The organism is Rhizobium sp. CF122, from assembly GCF_000282035.1.
Taxonomy (GTDB): Bacteria; Pseudomonadota; Alphaproteobacteria; order Rhizobiales; family Rhizobiaceae; genus Rhizobium.
Genome location: NZ_AKKA01000095.1, coordinates 88,904 through 105,734, shown reverse-complemented (window position 1 = coordinate 105,734; position 16,831 = coordinate 88,904). Strand labels below are relative to the sequence as shown.

General features: G+C 59.5%; 15 protein-coding genes. 14 read left to right on the top strand and 1 reads right to left on the bottom strand.

The genetic code is table 11. The features are described 5' to 3' along the window. Positions 1–14 precede the first annotated feature (14 nt). The 8 genes from PMI09_RS24465 (at position 15) to PMI09_RS24430 (ending at position 9,962) form a co-directional block, all read left to right on the top strand. Positions 15–2,270: an MGH1-like glycoside hydrolase domain-containing protein gene (locus PMI09_RS24465; RefSeq protein ID WP_007800760.1), complete on the top strand. Its 2,256-nt coding sequence runs from the start codon at positions 15–17 to the stop codon at positions 2,268–2,270. A gap of 355 nt (positions 2,271–2,625) precedes the next feature. Beyond that, a complete protein-coding gene (locus PMI09_RS24460) occupies positions 2,626–3,702 on the top strand; it encodes an ABC transporter substrate-binding protein (RefSeq protein ID WP_007800758.1) in 1,077 nt (358 codons plus the stop codon). Then, positions 3,692–4,606, top strand: a complete 915-nt coding sequence (locus tag PMI09_RS24455) for an ABC transporter permease (protein ID WP_007800756.1) — start codon at positions 3,692–3,694, stop codon at positions 4,604–4,606. Before PMI09_RS24460 ends, PMI09_RS24455 begins: the two co-directional genes overlap by 11 nt. A gap of 10 nt (positions 4,607–4,616) precedes the next feature. Next, positions 4,617–5,396: an ABC transporter permease gene (locus tag PMI09_RS24450; protein ID WP_007800754.1), complete on the top strand. Its 780-nt coding sequence runs from the start codon at positions 4,617–4,619 to the stop codon at positions 5,394–5,396. Then, positions 5,383–6,432 (top strand): ABC transporter ATP-binding protein, encoded by a 1,050-nt coding sequence (locus PMI09_RS24445; RefSeq protein ID WP_007800753.1) that lies wholly within the window; start codon positions 5,383–5,385, stop codon positions 6,430–6,432. Before PMI09_RS24450 ends, PMI09_RS24445 begins: the two co-directional genes overlap by 14 nt. Before the next feature lie 2 nt (positions 6,433–6,434). Then, entirely contained in the window at positions 6,435–7,031 is a 597-nt protein-coding gene (locus tag PMI09_RS24440; RefSeq protein ID WP_007800751.1) for a cysteine hydrolase family protein, read from the top strand. A 55-nt stretch (positions 7,032–7,086) separates the two neighbouring features. After that, on the top strand, positions 7,087–7,575 hold the full coding sequence (locus tag PMI09_RS24435) for a MarR family winged helix-turn-helix transcriptional regulator (protein ID WP_007800749.1): 489 nt from the start codon (positions 7,087–7,089) through the stop codon (positions 7,573–7,575). Between the two features lie 38 nt (positions 7,576–7,613). Continuing rightward, positions 7,614–9,962: a beta-glucosidase family protein gene (locus PMI09_RS24430; protein WP_007800747.1), complete on the top strand. Its 2,349-nt coding sequence runs from the start codon at positions 7,614–7,616 to the stop codon at positions 9,960–9,962. 292 nt (positions 9,963–10,254) lie between these two features. On the opposite strand, the gene PMI09_RS24425 is transcribed toward PMI09_RS24430, so the two are convergent. Continuing rightward, a complete protein-coding gene (locus PMI09_RS24425) occupies positions 10,255–11,250 on the bottom strand; it encodes a LacI family DNA-binding transcriptional regulator (protein ID WP_007800745.1) in 996 nt (331 codons plus the stop codon). A gap of 175 nt (positions 11,251–11,425) precedes the next feature. On the opposite strand from PMI09_RS24425, the gene PMI09_RS24420 reads away from it, so the two are divergent. From PMI09_RS24420 to PMI09_RS24395, 6 genes are all read left to right on the top strand, one after another. Further along, the gene (locus tag PMI09_RS24420; protein WP_007800743.1) at positions 11,426–12,373 is read left to right on the top strand and encodes a sugar ABC transporter substrate-binding protein; all 948 of its coding nucleotides are present in this window, start codon (positions 11,426–11,428) and stop codon (positions 12,371–12,373) included. Positions 12,374–12,497: 124 nt separating this feature from the next. Beyond that, positions 12,498–13,619, top strand: a complete 1,122-nt coding sequence (locus tag PMI09_RS24415) for an ABC transporter permease (RefSeq protein WP_007800741.1) — start codon at positions 12,498–12,500, stop codon at positions 13,617–13,619. 2 nt (positions 13,620–13,621) lie between these two features. Continuing rightward, complete coding sequence (locus PMI09_RS24410) at positions 13,622–14,416, top strand: ATP-binding cassette domain-containing protein (protein WP_007800739.1); 795 nt, start codon at positions 13,622–13,624, stop codon at positions 14,414–14,416. Positions 14,417–14,498: 82 nt separating this feature from the next. After that, positions 14,499–15,302: a TIM barrel protein gene (locus PMI09_RS24405; protein WP_007800737.1), complete on the top strand. Its 804-nt coding sequence runs from the start codon at positions 14,499–14,501 to the stop codon at positions 15,300–15,302. Positions 15,303–15,344: 42 nt separating this feature from the next. Continuing rightward, on the top strand, positions 15,345–16,337 hold the full coding sequence (iolG, locus tag PMI09_RS24400; RefSeq protein WP_007800735.1) for an inositol 2-dehydrogenase: 993 nt from the start codon (positions 15,345–15,347) through the stop codon (positions 16,335–16,337). 129 nt (positions 16,338–16,466) lie between these two features. Further along, a complete protein-coding gene (locus PMI09_RS24395; protein WP_007800733.1) occupies positions 16,467–16,754 on the top strand; it encodes a MurR/RpiR family transcriptional regulator in 288 nt (95 codons plus the stop codon). Positions 16,755–16,831: the final 77 nt, after the last annotated feature.

The following is a 16,831-nucleotide window of genomic DNA, read 5'->3' as shown; positions in this document are numbered from 1 at the left end:
GAAACCACCTAGCCATGCCAGAACATTCGACGATCCCCCTGATGCGCGCCTGGAACAGCTGGTCCAACCGGCCGGCCGAAATGGTTTTCCTGCCCCTCGGCGTGCGGATCACGCCGATTCTGTACTCGACCCGCAGCAAGTCGACCTCTGTCATCGAACCGCGCCGCGACTCGGTCCGGCTGGGGCGCCACACGATCGACGGCTCGCTGATCGAGCTGGAGACCGATCACAGCGGCACGACCGTGGCCTTTTCGACCACGAAGACCGATCCCTTCGCCGTTCGCGGCAGCTGGGACGGCAAGGTTTCGGCCGAATGGGGGCTGCGCTTCTGGGTGACGCTGGCGATCTCGTCCGATGGCAGTGAGCTAGCCGTCCATGATGCAGGGCGAAACGTCACTCTCTTGAAGATCGGCACCCGGTTCGTGGCGGTCGCGACCTCCGAACCGCCGATCCATGTCACCGGCCACGAGACGATCGACGCATTGTGCGCGGATTTCGAGGAGAACGGCTACTTCTACACCGCCACCCGCAAGAACGAGGCACCTGTCATCGCCTTGCGCTTCAATCTCGAAATGATGCGCAAGGGCGCCTATGCCGCAGGCGTTGCCGATAGCGCGGAGCTTGCCATTTCGAAGGCGCAGGCCTGTCTCGCTGCCGGTGCGCCCGCCGAAATCGGCGATGTCCAGGCAGGCGTGTTCGAAGGCGCGCTCGACGCCATCCGCGATGTGGTCGCCTGGAACACGATCTGGGACGAAATCAATGCGCGCCCCTATACGGCAGTGACGCGGATCTGGAACCTCGGGAAGTTCGCGGTCTGGTACAATGACCAGATTTTCGCGGCTCTATTGGCCGGCGTCTTCGACGCGGATCTGGCGCGCGAGAATATGGCCACTGCGGTGGCGGGTGCGACGCCGCAGGGAAATATCGCCTGCATCGTCACCTCCAACGACGCATGGGTCGATCGTACGCAGCTTCCGTTCGGTGCTTTGGTGGTCTGGCAGTTGTATCAGCGCACCGGCGAACGCTCGATGATCCAGGCAAGCTATGATGCGCTGGTCCGCAATCGGCGCTGGTGGCAGGAAAACCGCGATCCGGATGGTTTAGGGCTGCTCTCCTGCGGTACGTCGGATGTTGGCGAGGGCCTGTACAAGGGGACTGCCTTTGCCGCGCGCAATGAAACCGGCATGGACAATTCTGCGACCCATGACGAGGCGGTCTACGATCCCGTCACCCGCACCCTGTCGACGTTCGACCTCGGCCTCAACTGTGCAGCGGCTCTCGACGCCGAGATGCTGTCGAAAATGGCCGCGGTGCTCGGCAAGCCCGAAGATGCACGCGAATTCGCCGCCCTTGCCGAGCGCAGCCGCAAGCTGATCTCGGAAACACTGTGGGACGAAAGCCGTGGCATATTCGCCAATCGCCAGCGGCGCGGTGGCTTCGTGCGGTCGCTATCGCCGACCAGCTTCTACCCGCTGCTATGCGGCGCGGCCACGCCAGTGCAGGCCGCCCGCCTGCTCGAGCATCTGAGCGATGAAAGCACGTTCGGCGGCGACTACGTTCTTCCGAATGCTACGCGCGACGATCCTGCGTTCGCCGACAATGTCTACTGGCGCGGACGCATTTGGCCGAATGTTAACTACATGGTCTGGCTCGGCCTGCGCCGCTATGGCTTCGTTGCGGAAGCGAGCAAACTTGCCGCCCAGAGCTACGACCTCTTCATGAAGTCCTGGCGCGAGGATCGCATCGCCTCTGAAAACTACAATGCGGTGACCGGCGAGGCGATGGACCAGGGCGATACCGACCCGTTCTACATCTGGGCAGCGATGCTGCCTCTGATGGCCGCCGGCGAGATCGTCGAGTTCGATCCCTGGACGGGCTGGACCGTGCGCAACACTGGGCAGGATGTCGCTCTCGGGCCGATGGTGTCGCCGTCAGGAACGCTGCATCTGGCCGTTGAAGCAGGCATTCTTGCCTTGACGCTGAACCGCCGCACCGCGCTCAGGACCGACCTGCGGACCACGCTCTCGCGCATCACCATCGCAGAAGGGCGGATTGCCTGCACCGTCGCGCCAACCGCCGAAGACGGCTATATCGAGCTGCCTGACCTGAACATTCGTCAGGTCGTTGCTGTCCGTCTGGATGGGGAGAATGTCGCCTTTGTTGCATCACAGCAAGGGATACGCCTCATGATTGCCGAGAGCGCCCGTGACCGCCAACTCGACGTCTATTTTTCACCACGCGAGCCGCTCCCCACGCAAGGTAGCGCTTGACACAAGTCAATTCCTCATCAATAGTTTGTATACAAATAAAAAACGAAAAGACTGATACTAATATCAGAGGGTTTGAACTGAGGTCGGCGACAAATCGAATGATTGAAGTTGGCTTTCTATCGGCGTTATACGCTATTATCCGTCTATAAAACGATGTTCCGCAGCTGTGCGGCGCAGGTTTTCACTTGCCCGGAAAAATGCGTGTTCGAATATTCGATTTCCTCTGATGATAGTTTGCATACAAACAATTAGATGTGCCTGGCATGTCGCCTGTTTTCGGCTTAGCCGATCCGTTGAGGTCGCTGACTGCGGTCGCGATCGTCTATAACTGTGTATGTTCAAGAGGGGTGCCACAATGACTGAACTCACCAGACGCAATACGATGAAGTTGATGTCCGCAGCGCTTGTCGCTGGCGTCAGTTTCTCCAGCCTGCCGCGCAAGGCCTTTTCGGCTGGCACCATCACGGTATTGAACTGGCAAGGCTACGGCACGGACGAAGCATGGTCCGTCAAGGCTTTCACCGAAAAGACCGGCATTGCAGTCGTTCACGACTACTATAGCTCGGAATCGGAGATGCTGACCAAACTGCGCACCAATCCGGGCGCTTACGATCTCGTCGTTCTCAACGCCGCACGTTGCGCCCAGGCCGTTGCCGAAGATCTGCTGCAGCCGATCGATTTCAGCAAGGTTCCGAACGCAGCGACGGTCGATGAGAACCTGCGCTCCAACCCGAACTTCAGCAAGGACGGCAAGGGCTTCGCAGTTCCGTGGGTCTGGGGCATGACCTCGCTCGCCATCCGTGAAGGCATGCCGGTTCCCGATAGCTACGCCGTTCTCGCCGACCCTGCCTATAAGGGCCGCGTTGCCATGGACGACGATGCGATCATCAACGTTGCCGTCGGCGCCCTAATGAGCGGCCAGGACATCAACGATCCAAAGGATCTGGCCGCTGTTACGGCTGCACTCAAGTCGATCAAGCCGAACGTTAAGCTTCTCTGGTCCACGGAAGATCAATGGAACAAGTCGTTTGCCGCCAAGGAATTCGACCTGTCGCTCTTCTGGTCGGGCGGTTCGGTGCGCTCCAAGCGCAACTCGAAGCTTCCAGTTCAGTTCGTTGTTCCCAAGGAAGGCGGCATCGGTTGGGTCGATGGTCTCGGTATCCCGGCATCGGCTCCGAACGCGGAAGGCGCGCTTGTGTTCGCCAACTGGATGATCGATCCGGCATTCTATGTGGAATGGGCCACCAAGGTCGGTGCTCCGGCGTCGTCGAACTCGGCCGCTCTGTCCGCGCTTCCGACCGACGATCTGAGCCGCCAGGTGCACAAGCCTGAATACCTGAAGACAATGGGCATCATGTCGGCGCTGCCGGACGATCGCCGCGAAGCCTTCAACAACGTATGGCAGGAAGTGAAAGCCTTCTATGCAGAATGACCAACTGACATTGGCGTTAGTGCGTGGACCTTCGGGTCCGCGCAGTCGGCGCGCGCTCCCGTCATGGGTTTCGACGACAGCCTTGCTGCTGCCAACTTATGCTTGGTTGACACTTGCTGTCTTCCTGCCGCTGCTGACTATGTTCGTGTTCAGCTTCATGTCGGCGACACCGATGGGCAAGGCCCCGATCGTCTTTACGCTGAAGCAGTACCGCGCCTTCGTCGATCAGCCCTATCTGGTCGGCATCGGCATCACGTCATTGCTGATCGGCTTCTGGACAACGCTGTTTTGCGCCATACTCGGCTTTCTCGCCGCCGTTGCGCTGGTTCGATCGACCTTTGGCAAGACGCGCGAAATGCTGCTGATCCTGATCCTTCTGCCCTTCTGGACCAACGGTCTGGTGCGCGTGTTCTCTTGGACGATGGTGCTCCGGGAAAACGGCTTCCTCGACAATCTGCTGCACATGATTGCGCCCGAGGCCGGATCGATCGGCTTTCTCTACACACGCTATGCAATCGTGGTCGGTCTTGTTCACGGCTATCTGCCATACATGATCCTGACCTGTTACATCGCCCTGGTGGCAATCGACGACGCGATCATAGAGGCTGCATCCAGCCTCGGCGCACGCTGGTGGACCATTCTGTTCAAGATTCTGGTGCCGCTCGCGGCTCCTGGCCTGATCTCCGGCTCCGTCCTGATCTTCATTCCGGTCATCGGTTCGTTCATGGAGCCGCGCATCCTGGGTGGCCGTGTCGGCGTCACCATGGGGACGGTGATCGAAGACCAGTTCACGCAAGCCTTCAACTGGCCGCTCGGCGCATCATTGTCCTTTACGCTGCTGGCCGTCGTGCTCGCCATTTTCGCAACCTTCTCCGGCGTTCTGCGCCGTGGCACGACAGCTTGAGGAGGGGATCATGAACCCGCTTGGACGTCTCTATCTCATCGCGATCCTGATCTTCCTCTATACGCCCATTCTCGTGATGATGGCGATGGGCTTCAACGCTTCGCCGCTTTATCAGCTGCCGTTCAGCTTTTCGCTGCAATGGTACCAGGCGCTGTGGAGCAACACTGTTTTGCTGACGGCCGGCATCAACAGCATCGTTATTGCCACCATCACCGCGGTGCTGGCGACAGCGCTCGGGACCATGGCATCGGTGGCGCTGTCGCGGCGGACATTCCGCGGCAAGAGCCTGCTGCAGCTTATGCTTCTGCCACCGATTGCCATCCCATGGCTGATCACCGGCACGGCCATGCTGATCTTCTTCTACTGGAGCGGCATCGGGCGCGGCATGCATGCCCTGCTGATCGGCCACGTGGCCCTCGCCATCCCTTATGTGGTTCTGGTGGTCGGTACCGGTTTTCGGACCATTCGTGCCGATCTCGAAGACGCCGCGATGAGCCTTGGCTCCACGCCGGTCCACGCTTTCTTCTCGGTGACACTGCCGCTGCTTTATCCGAGTATCCTCGGCGCGGCACTTTTCGCCTTCGCCGTATCGCTCGACCAGTTCGTCATTTCCTACTTTCTCGCAACGCCCGGCTACACCACGCTGCCGGTGCAGATCTACTCCTCGATCCGCAAGGGCTTCACCCCTGAAATCAATGCGATCTCGACCGTGCTTCTGCTCGGTTCGATGACGATCATCCTGATTTTCGCGCGCTTCGCCAAGCCCGGAGACACCCGTGACAAACGTTAAAGTCAATTCCGTCGCCAAGACCTATGGCACCACGCCCGTCCTGTCAGATATCACCACCGAGTTTCCGGAAGGCTCCTTCACCAGCCTTCTTGGACCGTCCGGTTCCGGAAAGACTACGCTTCTGCGCATCGTCGCGGGCTTCATCAAGCCGGACCAGGGCGTTGTCACGATCGGCAACAACGATGTGACCGATATCCCGGTCTGGGGTCGTAACATCGGCATGATGTTCCAGTCTTACGCTTTGTTTCCGCACATGACGATCGCCCAGAATGTTGCGTTTGGTCTGGAACGTCGCGGCATCAAGGGCGCGGCCGCTCGCAAGGAAGTCGATCGCGCTCTGGAGATGGTGCGGCTTCCCGGCTTCGGCGACCGCACGCCCAAGCAGCTGTCCGGTGGCCAGCAGCAGCGCGTCGCGCTGGCGCGCGCCATCGTCATCAAGCCGAGCGTGTTGCTTCTGGACGAACCGCTGTCGGCGCTCGATCGGCGTCTTCGTCAGGAGATGCAGGTCGAACTGCTGCGTATCCAGCGCGAGAGCGGTCTTACAACGATCTTTGTCACCCACGACCAGGAAGAGGCGCTGACACTCTCCGACAAGGTCGCCATTCTCGACAAGGGGCGGATTGTCCAGATCGGCGAGCCGGAAACGGTCTACGAGCGGCCCCTGACACGCTTTGCCGCGGAATTTCTCGGCGATTCCAACTTCCTGACCGGTACGATTGATAACGGTGCCGTGCGCCTGAACGATGGCACCGTGGTGACAACCACCGGGACACTACCCGGCGACCGCTCGAAGGTCACGCTCGCCGTGCGCCCGGAAAAGATGTCGATCGTATCGGGCCCGACGGACGGCAACAGCCTGACGGCGCGCATCACCACCGTCATTTATGCTGGCCCGGTGCTTTCTTATCTCCTGGAAACCAAGGACGGACTGCCGCTCAAGCTGTTTGCACAGAACCGCGACGGCAAGGTCCTGAGCGATGGTGACACCATCACCTTGAGCTGGTCTCCGGAACACACGGTCCCGGTGGCTGAGTGACCATGGCGACCGTGCCGTTTTCGAAAAGAACGTTGCATGTCGTCATCGATATGCAACGCCTGTTTATCGAGGAGACGGCGTGGTACACGCCGGCGATTGCCGAGATTCTTCCGAACGTGATGGCGCTGTGCGCTGCAAGGCCATCCGATACCGTGTTCGCCCGTTTCATGGTTCCGCGGGATCCCGAAAGCGCCAAGGGCCGATGGAAGAACTATTATCGCCGATGGTCGGCTGTGACGCTGGATGAACTTGACGTCGCGATGCTTGATCTGGTCGCACCGCTTGCGGCGGTCGCCCAACAGGGATCGCTCGTCGACAAGGAAACCTATTCGGTCTTCGGGTCGCCCGGTTTTTCCGAGCGATTGCAGGCAGCAGGCATCGATACCATGATCTTTTCGGGCGTCGAAACCGATGTTTGCGTCTACGCCAGCGTTCTCGATGCAGTCGATGCCGGCTACCGTGTCGTTCTGGCAGAAGACGCGCTGGCAAGCGGCGACATGAAGGCGCACAGAGTCGTCGTCGAGAATTTGGCGCCAAGGCTTTCTGAGCAGATTGAAATTCTGTCGACAGAAGCCATCCTGAACTTATGGCGAGAATGAATTTAGGAACGCGGTTGCCTGCCTGGAAGACGAACAGATAGATTTGAGAGATCCCATGGACGTTCCGTTCAAAGATAAAGCCGATTCGCCAAAGGCAGCACCTTCATCCGCGGCCGACGCAAACGCTCCGCAGGCCGAATATGCGCTTGGCGAACAGATCGGATTTTATCTGCGCCAGGCCAACCAACGCCATGTCGCCATCTTCACAGGCCTGATGGCTGAGAAGCTGACCACGACCCAATGGGCAGCGCTGGTCAAACTCAAAGATCTGCAGCCCTGTTCCCAGGGCAATCTTGGCCGTGAGACGGCGATGGATATGGCGACCATCAAGGGCGTCGTCGACCGGCTCGTCAAGCGCGGGCTGGTTCACACCGCGCCGGATGCAGCCGATGCGCGGCGTCTTGTTTTGACGCTGACTGCAGAAGGGGAGGCGACGGTAGCGCGCAATCTATCAATCGCCCTTCAGATTTCGCAAGAAACGCTGAGCACCTTGACGCTTGCCGAGCGGATGATGCTGATGGAACTCCTGCAGAAGATCTGCTGACAGGACCATCTCTGCTGCCTAGAAATGAGAGAGTATCGATGTTTCAGCCCAGCGACGACGAAATCCACTCGCTTGTCGGCCAGATGACGGTTGCCGAAAAGGTCGATCTGCTGAGCGGACGTGGTCTGTGGAAGACAGGATCCATCGAACGGCTCGGCATTCCATCTGTTGTCATGACCGACGGCGCCTATGGCGTTCGTTACTCGACGACCCAAATCGACGCCGGTGACAGTGATGCAGACAGCCTGCAGGCATTCTTGGAACTCGTCGACCAGCAGGCCGATGCGCCAGGCGGTATGTTCGGCATGACCCGTCCCGCGACGTGCTTCCCAAACGGCAATCTGCTTGGCTGTTCGTGGGACGTCGATCTGGCCTATCGGATGGGGGCGGCGCTGGCGGCGGAATGCCAGAACTTCGGCGTCCATCTCCTGCTTGGACCGGGCATCAATATCCGCCGCACGCCGTTGGCCGGCCGTGCCTACGAGTATTATTCCGAGGACCCCCTCATCAGTGGGGACATTGCTGCGGCCGTCATCTCGGGCCTGCAGGATAACGGCATCGGGGCCTCGCTGAAGCATTTCGCTTGCAACAATTCCGAGATCGAACGAACAACCACCAGCTCAGAAGTCGATGAACGGGCACTGCGCGAGATCTACTTGGCTGGCTTTGAACGGGCGATCGAGAAGAGCGCGCCCTGGACCGTCATGAGCGCTTACAATCCGCTGAACGGTGTCCAGGCGGCCGAGAATCACTGGCTTCTCACCACAATCCTGCGCGAGGAGTGGGGCTATGACGGGCTTGTCGTTTCTGACTGGCACGCCATCAAGGATCGTGGGGCTGCGCTCTCTGCCGGGACAGATCTCGACATGCCGGAGAGCAAGCCACGCAAAGCGCGCCTGAGTGCTGCGATCAAGGCCGGTAAAGTGGCGCCCGAGGCGGTCGACGCTGCCTGCGCGAAGGTTCTGGCATTCGTGCGCCAATGCAAGTTGAACGAGCGGCGCGGGATGGCCGCGAACCTTGACGGGCACCATGCCCTGTCGCAGGAGATCGCCGCGGAATCGATCGTGCTGCTGCGCAACGAAGGCAATGTGTTGCCTATTGATCCGAGCCGCCCAGGCGAGATCCTCGTCGTCGGCGATGGCGCTGTCACCCCTGTCATTCAGGGTTCTGGGTCGGCCACGACCAACCCTTATCGCGTTGACAGCCCCTTCGTTCAGATCGCCGCCCGGGCGGGAAGTGACCTCAAGGCAAGGCATCTGCCATTTTCCTCCACTGTTCCGGTCGGCATGCCGGCATCGATCGAAACGATCGTCGAGGCAGCATCGAGTGCCGACGTCACGCTGGTGTTCGCGGAGAACGAGAAAAGCCGCCACGGCGAGGGCAACGACCGTGACTCACTGAGGCTGGCCGCCAGCCACGATGCTCTCATCAAGGCGTTGGCGGCAGCCGGACGGAAGGTCATAGTCGTGCTCTCGATGCCCGATACCGTCGAGATGCCGTGGCTCGAGGATGTCCATGCCGTGCTTGCCATCTTCTATCCGGGGCAAGGCGGCGGCGAAGCGCTCGCTCGCATTCTATTCGGCGAGCAGAACCCTTGCGGCAAGCTCTCCGCCAGCATGCCCGCGCGAATGCAGGATATTCCCGGCTGGCACACCTATCCCGGCGAGCACGGACGCCATGTCTACAGCGAGGGTATTTTTGTCGGCTATCGCTTCTACGATCTCAAAGCGATTGTCCCGGCGTTCCCGTTCGGGCATGGGCTCAGCTATACGACGTTCTCTTATGAGAATATCGAGATCGATGCGCGTGAGATCGGCGCAGCTGCGGATTGTCGGGTACGTGTCACTGTCCGCAACAGCGGATCGGCCGCCGGCAAGGAGGTCGTCCAGCTCTATGTGCGCCCGCTTGCGCCAGGCCTGAAGCGGCCGATCCGTGAACTCAAATCCTTTGCCAAGCTGCATCTGCAGCCCGGCGAGGCGAAGACGGTGAGCTTCACGCTAACGCAGCGCGATTTTCGCTATTTCGATACCTCACGCTCTACCTGGGTTCTTGATGCGGAGGCTTTCGTGATCGAGGCTGCGGCATCCTCCCGCGATATCCGCTTGTCCGTCACCCTGCCGTGCCGCCCGGAAGCTTCCGCTCTGCCTGTCATCTCGCCCAACTCTCCCACGGCGCTCGTTTTCGCCCATCCGAAGGCCGAGGCCGCCCTCGTCGACTTCTTCATCGCGGCGCTTTCGATTTCTGTTGCGGAAGCCACGGCACTTCTGGCCAAAACGAAAGGCTCCTTTCTTGGCTTCTACGACACCCTCAGCTGGTATGTCGGCGATAGCGTCAAGGAGAGCGATCTCGCCAGTGTCTTCGCTCGATTGAACGACCATCACTATTAGGCTCCGTCAAGATGATGGCGGCCGGCTATTCGAACCGTGCATCGCCCATCTTGCTGGGCGATGCATCCTAGCGTCGCGCGGTTCTTCGCTCCGCATTTGGGTGTGTTCGTCTGGTTGATGGCATTACGACAGGGTTTAAAATAGCCAAAGTTCCATAAATAGGCGCTATGCCATATCTCATAGGTTCTTCAGGGGGGGCGCTGGTAATGATCCTTTCAAGAGCTGACCATTTAGACGCCATTCGATCATGGTCAGAGGTGCGAGGTGCTCATTGGACGATCCTAGGGACATTTCATGCCGATGACCTCGGCACAAAACGCCCCTGCATGACAACCATTTCAGCGTCGCGCTTTCCGGTGATCATTGCGACAATGGCGTCGACCATCTCGCCGGCGGGCTGTTCGTAGCTTGTCAGTCCATAGGCGGGGGCGCCGCCGAGCTCGATATTGTCGAAGCCGACGACTGCCAGGTCTTGCGGGACTCCGAGACCGAATTCGCTCCGGGCGACATCCATCGCTCCCAGCGCCAAAATGTCATTTTCACACATCAATACATCGATGCGCGACGCGGGCGAAGTTGCACGCAAATAAGTTCGTGCTGCCTCGGCGCCGGCCTGGGCGCTGTATCTTTCCGCGGCCAATTCTGTGACGCCTTCAACACCCTTCCGTCGCCAGAAATTTGCATAATGATGGCGCCTGCCCAGCGCCGTCGACAGGGTTCTCGCCCCCGTCATAAAGCCGGGACGGCGATAGCCCTTGTCGAACAGGTAATCGACGATCTCGCTGAGAGCGAGTTCTGCATCGCAGGCAATCGCGGGAACGCCGGGAATTTGGCTGTCTCTCGCAAGAACGAACATCGGCGGGAAACCTCGGCCAAGGCGTCGATCACCGAGCGTTTCCTCGCGAAAGGCGGTACCGAATAGGATAACGGCGTCGAATTGTCGTTGGTCGGCGTTGATCAACGCGTGAACGTGATCGAAATGGCGGTTGATGTTGATCAATACGGTCAGCAGACCCTGTGCCTGCAGGCGCTCGGTCAACATCTCCAGAACCGGAAGCTTGTGCGGATTGGCGAAGTCGTCGACGAAGACGGCCACCTGATGGGTGGTGTTCGTCGCAAGACTGCGGGCAAGCAGGTTAGGCGAATAGTTCAGGACCTCGGCCGCCTGAAGCACTTTTTGTCTGCTTGCGTCCGTAATCGACGCACCTGGCGTGAACGCACGGATGACGGTCCATTTCGACACGCCGGCAGCCTCAGCCACCTCTTTTGCCGTCGCCCGTTTGCGCATGCCCGCCTCCTTCTGATTGGAATGAATATTCCACAAAAAAATAAAAATGGAATGGATGCTTGATTTTTGTCGACAATAAAGTAGCTTTATCGAGTTTGCTACCGGGTGCAAATGGAGTTGCAACCGGTAGCATTCGGAGGTTCGCGTAGCGCGGACTGTTTTTTGGGAGGGTAAAATGAAATTCGGTTTGAAATCGCTTCTCACGGGCGCGGCCGTTGCTGCTGCGCTCATGGGCTCTTCGGCAATCGCCAATGCCGCTGACATTCGCATCGTCACCGTCACTCACGGCCAGGCCAATGATCCTTTCTGGTCCGTCGTCAAGAACGGGGTCCACGCAGCGGCGAAGGACATGGGTATTAGCGTCGATTATCGCGCTCCGGAAACTTTCGACATGGTGTCGATGGGGCAGCTCATCGATGCTGCCGTCAATCAGAAGCCCGATGGGCTCATCGTCTCCATTCCAGACGCCTCAGCACTCGGTCCATCCATCAAGAAGGCCGTCGCCGCGGGCATCCCGGTTATTTCCATCAATTCCGGTTCCGACGTTTCAAAGGAGCTGGGAGCGCTGTTGCATGTCGGCCAGGACGAATATACCGCCGGCAAAGCCGCCGGTGGGAAACTGCATGAGCTGGGCGGCAAGGAAGGCCTGTGCGTGAACCAGGAGGTCGGCAACGTTTCGCTCGATCTGCGCTGCAAGGGCTTTGCCGACGGGTTCGGCGGCAAGGTCACGGTGGTACCCGTCAGCAACGATCCGGCAGATGTCCGCGCGAAGGTCAAGGCGGCACTGAGTTCAAATACCGCCGTCGACACCGTCATGGCGCTCGGTGCCAGCACGGCCGGCGAGCCGTCGCTCGCGGCCGTAGAGGATGTCGGAATGACCGGCAAGATCAAGGTGGCGACATTCGACCTTTCAGCCGATTTCCTGAAAGCCGTGGCCGACGGCAAGGCAGCATTCGCGATCGATCAGCAGCAGTTCCTGCAGGGCTATCTGCCTGTCGTATTTTTGGCAAACTACGCCAAATACGGGCTTATCCCGGGTGGTAATGTTCCGTCCGGCCCGAACCTCATCACCAAGGACAAGGCTGCCCAGGTTGTGGATCTTTCCGCCAAGGGCATTCGCTGACCGGAATTGCCGAAAGGCATTCTCCCAGAATCTCCTCCTCCTAGTGGGGAGGAGGTTTGGCTGACCGAACGCGCTGCCGAACAGCGCCACCGCTACTCTAAATTACGATCCAGTCGGAGGAGTTATGGCTTCGCTTGAGCAGAGAACGGCGGCTGCGCCGAAGGCCGATGAGCGCGTCAAACAAGTGAATTTTCTGACGCATATGATGCGGCGGCCCGAGCTTGGTGCTGTGGCAGGTCTTGTTCTCGTCATCGTCTTTTTCTTTCTTACCGCAGATTCGACGATGTTTTCGCTTTCCGGCTTGATGACCATCATGGCGCCGGCATCGCAATTGGGAATCCTTGCCATTGCGGCGGCACTTCTGATGATCGGAGGAGAGTTCGATCTCTCGATTGGCTCGATGGTGGCCTTCGCGGGACTGATTTTCGGCGTCATCCTCACGAATTTCGGCCAACCGCTTTCGGTCGCCATCGTCATGACGATGCTCTTTGCTGCGTTCATGGGGGCGATCAATGGGCAGATCGTTATTCATACGCGCCTTCCGTCGTTCATCGTGACCCTGGCATTCCTCTTCATTCTCCGCGGCCTGACGCTCGTCGGCCTGAAATGGGCGACAGGCGGCTCGACGCAGCTTCGCGGCATCAGCGACCGTGTCAAGGACAGTCCGCTGCTTGGCTTCTTTTCCGGCGATGCACTGAAGGGCGTCTTTGTCTGGCTCGCGGATCACGATCTGATCGACAGGTTCCCCAACGGCATGCCGAAGGTCACGGGCATCCCGGTCTCCGTATTGTGGTTTGTCGCGCTTGCCCTGGCTGCGACCTGGGTCCTCCTGCGCACCCGCATGGGCAACTGGATCTTTGCTGCCGGTGGCGATCCCAATGCGGCGAGAAACTCCGGCGTCCCCGTTCACAGAGTTAAGACCGGCCTGTTTGCACTGACAGCATGCGCGGCAGCTCTGGTTGCCATCATCACCGTGCTCGATGCTGGCTCGACTGACGCCAGACGCGGCTTTCAGAAAGAGTTCGAGGCGATCATTGCCGCCGTCATTGGTGGGTGCTTGCTGACGGGCGGCTACGGTTCGGCGATTGGCGCCTTCTTCGGCGCGATCATCTTCGGCTCGGTCTCGATCGGCCTGACCTACACCAAGTTCGATTCCGACTGGTTTCAGGTCTTCCTGGGTTCGATGTTGCTGCTCGCCGTTCTCTTCAACAATTTTATCCGCCGCAAGGTTACCGGGGAGCGCTGATCATGTCTGATGTCAATAATCGAACGCCGATCATCGAAGTGACCGACATCATCAAGCACTACGGCTCCGTGATTGCGCTCAACGGCGTGTCGATGCAAGTGTCGGCCGGAGAAGTGCTTTGTCTCCTCGGAGACAATGGCGCGGGGAAATCCACGTTGATCAAGACGCTCTCCGGTGTCGTGCGCCCAAGCGGAGGTTCGTTCCTGGTCGAAGGCAAGCCGGTCAATTTTCGCAGTCCGCGCGACGCGCTCGATGCAGGGATCGCGACCGTCTATCAGGATCTTGCCATGATCCCGCTGATGTCGATCACCCGTAATTTCTTCATGGGGCGGGAGCCTCGCAAGGGCTTCTTCCCTTTCCGTCGCCTCGACCTCACGCACTGCAACGATGTCACGCGGGAAGAGATGCGCAAAATCGGCATCGATATCCGCGATCCCAATCAGGCGGTAGGTACATTGTCCGGGGGCGAACGCCAGTGCGTTGCCATTGCTCGCGCCGTCTATTTCGGCGCCAAGATCCTCATTCTCGACGAGCCGACCTCGGCGCTCGGTGTGGCGCAAACCTCGATGGTGCTGAAATACATCCATCAGGTTCGACAGAAAGGACTGGGCGTCATTTTCATCACTCATAATGTCCGCCATGCCTATGCGGTGGCAGACCGCTTCACCATCCTCAATCGCGGCCAGACGCTTGGCACCTTTGCCAAGGCGGATATCGCGATGGATGAGCTGCAGAACCTCATGGCCGGCGGCAAGGAACTGCAGCAATTGTCCGAAGAGCTCGGCGGTACGATCTAGCCGGCCTGCTTCCGAAGCGGCGATCGCTTGGCTTTCAAAGGACGTCGCCGCCCTCTCACTCAATCAACCATGGAATACTGTTATGAACGACGGCTCGTCGAATGCCTCATCCCCCTTCACGCTCGCGGTCTGCGCCGAGATGGTCTTTAAGTCGCTTCCTGTCGTCGACAGGCTCAAGCGCATTACCGAACTCGGCTTTCAAGCCGAGATCTGGGACTGGACGAAACATGACATCGCTACCCTTGCAAGATCAGGAGCAGCCTTCTCGTCGATGACGGGCTATGTGACCGGCACGCTCGCCGATGACGAGGGCGCCGACGAATTGCTGCGAACTGCGAAGCAATCGATCCCGGTCGCAAGGGAGCTCAATTGCCCGCGCCTCAACCTGCACGGAACCGGTCTCGACGGCCAGGGCCTGCCGGTGGTCAACGCCGACAAAGTGACGGGCGCCATGTGGCTCAAGGCGCGCGACACGCTTAACCGCATCGCCGACCTCGGCGAGAAAGAGGGCGTCACCTTCGTGCTCGAAAACCTCAATGAAGCAGTCGATCACCCCAAGACACCGTTTGCCAAAGCCGAAGATACGCTCGCGCTCGTTTCGTCGGTGAACCGACCGGCGCTGAAGCTCAATCTCGACCTCTACCACGCCCAGATCGGCGAAGGAAACCTGATCGAGCTGTGCCGGCGCGCTCTGCCCCATATCGGCGAAATACAGGTGGCGGACGTTCCCGGTCGCATGGAGCCGGGCACCGGAGAAATAAACTACAAGGCAATCGCCCGTGCTCTCAAGAATATGGGCTATCGCGGGACGATCGGCATGGAGGCCTGGGCCTCCGGCGATGATGAGACGGCGCTTGCCCGTTTCCGCAACGCCTTCACCGTTTGAAGATTTCGATAGTCAACGCTTACACGTCATGGAGAAATATCAATGATCAGGTTTGGAGTGATCGGCGCCGGCCGGATAGGCAAGGTACATGCCGCGACTATTGCGGCGAACCCGAAGGCGAAGCTCGTCTATGTGGCGGATGCCTTCAAGGCATCGGCTGAGGCGCTTGCCGCGCAGACGGGCGCCGAGGTTGCCGAAGCGGCAGATGTCATCAAGTCCTCAAGTGTCGATGCGATCCTCATCGCGACACCGACCCCCAGCCACGCCGATCTCATCGAGGCGGCCGCGAAGGCCGGCAAGGCTATCCTCTGCGAAAAGCCGGTGTCCCTGTCGGTCGAGCGCATCAATGCCTGCCTCGACATCGTCGAGAAGAACAGGTCGACCTTGATGATCGGCTTCAATCGCCGGTTTGACCCCAACTTCGCCAGTGTGGAAGCACGTCTGCGCCGCGGCGACATCGGCGATATCGAGATCGTGACGATCACCAGCCGAGATCCCGCGCCGCCGCCGGCCGACTACGTCAAGTCCTCCGGCGGGCTGTTCCGCGACATGATGATCCATGACTTCGATATGGCCCGCTTCCTCATCGGGGAGGAATTCGTCGTCGTGAATGCACTTGGATCGTCGCTCGTCGACAAGGCGATCGGAGCGGAGGGCGATGTGGACACCGCCGCCGTGCAGATGCAGACGGCTTCCGGACGCATTGCGGTCATCACCAATTCTCGCCGGGCGACTTACGGCTACGACCAGCGCATCGAAGTCCATGGAGCTGCGGGCATGCTAGCAGCGAGGAATATCCACGCAACCAGCGTCGAGCTTTCCAATGCGAATGGTGTCAGCGGCGACCCCGTTCAATATTTCTTCCTCGAACGCTACGCCCAGGCCTACGCCAACGAGATCAATGCCTTCATCGATGCGATCGACAGCGGCAATCGTTCACCGAAGCCCGGCGGACTTGATGGCCTCCAGGCGCAGAAACTGGCGGAGGCCGCCACCGTGAGCTGGCAGACGGGCAGGCCGGTGCAGCTCGGTTAACAAGCCTCGATGCGGTGCGGCCAAGTCCTGACGTTGCCGCATCGCCACCGGGCTCACGTGCCGCCCCGCGATATGCGTCCGGATCGCACCGCGCTTTCCGGAAGACGGTTCTTTGGAAGGCGAAGCGCAATGCCACAGGAAAGAAACCACCATCCTCCCGCGACACTGCAGGAATTGAAGTACCTGATCGCCAAGCGGCAGATCGTCTTTCCCAATAGTCTCGAGCAGGTCGCGAGACAGATCATAGAACGGCCGGAAATGATTGCTTTCGAAAGTGCTGCTGCGATTGCACGCAATTGTAAGGTTTCTCAAACGACGGTGCACCGATTTGCACAGCACATTGGGTTTCAAACGTTGGGCGAGTTTCGCGCGGTGATAAGAGATCATCTTCGCAAGACTGCTGCAAATCGCCGCTAGGCGGACAGCAGCTGTGGGCTCCTGTCATCAGGATCATGTTGGGCACGGAACAAGAACAGCTCTGGGCGCCATCCGCG